General features: G+C 57.7%; 1 protein-coding gene and 1 pseudogene. One reads left to right on the top strand and one right to left on the bottom strand.

Annotation, left to right across the window (positions count from 1 at the left end):
- Nucleotides 1-397, top strand: a pseudogene (locus AC1DYX_RS31345) (amino acid transporter); the annotation flags it as partial.
- A gap of 106 nt (nucleotides 398-503) precedes the next feature.
- On the opposite strand, the gene AC1DYX_RS31340 reads toward AC1DYX_RS31345, so the two are convergent.
- Nucleotides 504-1,163: S10 family serine carboxypeptidase-like protein (locus AC1DYX_RS31340; RefSeq protein ID WP_477266141.1), on the bottom strand; the 660-nt coding region annotated here is incomplete at its 5' end.

Below are 1,163 nucleotides of genomic sequence, written 5' to 3'. Positions count from 1 at the left end.
GCTGTGGGTGCAGCGCATGTTCCCCGGTCATTTCCGGAACGTCGTGTTCGTGACCGCCCGCACGGTCGACGCCCATGCCTACGGCGGCGATGGCGAGATCGACGCGCTGCGCACGAAGGCCGAGGCCACGCTTTCCGGGTTCGTGGACTTTTGCCGCGGCCACGGCATCCCGGCCACGTCGCGCCTCGGCTTCGGCACGGACGCCGTCGCCACGCTGACGACGATGTGCCAGGACCTCGCGCGCGAGTTCCCGAACGCGGTGTTCTTCACGAGCCGGCTCGTGTTCCAGCGCGATAATCTGTTCACGCGCCTTCTRCACAACCAGGCGGCGCTGGCGATCCAGCGCCGCCTGCACTTCGACGGCCTGCAGATGATCATCCTGCCGATGAAGGTCTGAACAGTCCCATCAAGGATTGAATCCCGTCAGGCAAAGCCGCGCCGTTCCTTGTAACGTAACGGCGCCGGAAATGCCTGGCGGGCAGCATATTTCTGAAAAGCAAGCCTCATTCTCGAAGCGTGTAGCTGGACTGCTTCAAAAAAATACTTAACATCTTGAGCGCTGCCTCCGGCTGGTCCATCGGCACCAAATGTCCAGCCCCGTTGACCAGAACCTGGCTCAAGTTCCCACATTGTCGATACTGCCCCAACACTTCATTTCCTTCTTTCCACGGCTTACGTGACATCTGGTTGAATTCTTCACCTTGCGCCCAATGCAGCGAAGCCAGCCAATTGTCTGTACCCATGAAATTGCAATCCATATCGTAAATGCCGTTATAGATAAGGACGCGAATCTGTTCGAACAAACGCGGGAATAAATGTGCGGCAGAATCCTGCTCGCCGCGTTCCAGAATGCCGGCGACAATGCTCGAGCTATCTTTCCAGGGTCCGACCAGCGGCGAGACATGCAAGGCTGATCGCACACTGTCCTGGTCCAGATAGCGGGCGATATTTGGGAAACTGTAGTCCCCGGTAATCCGCACATCATAGACATTCGTCCCGCCCGATGCCTCGACGATGTACTCCTCGATCTTGTTGCAGATTTGATCGGCCTGCGCGGACGCTACCGGTCCACTTTCCTTGACGGCGATCACGCAGGATCCGTACAAGGCATCGACTTTCTTCTTTTGGTCCAGATCGATCAAACCGTGCGCATAAGCATAATC

This window comes from Massilia sp. P2_C2 (genome assembly GCF_056404615.1).
This window is presented reverse-complemented; position numbering and strand designations above follow the sequence as displayed.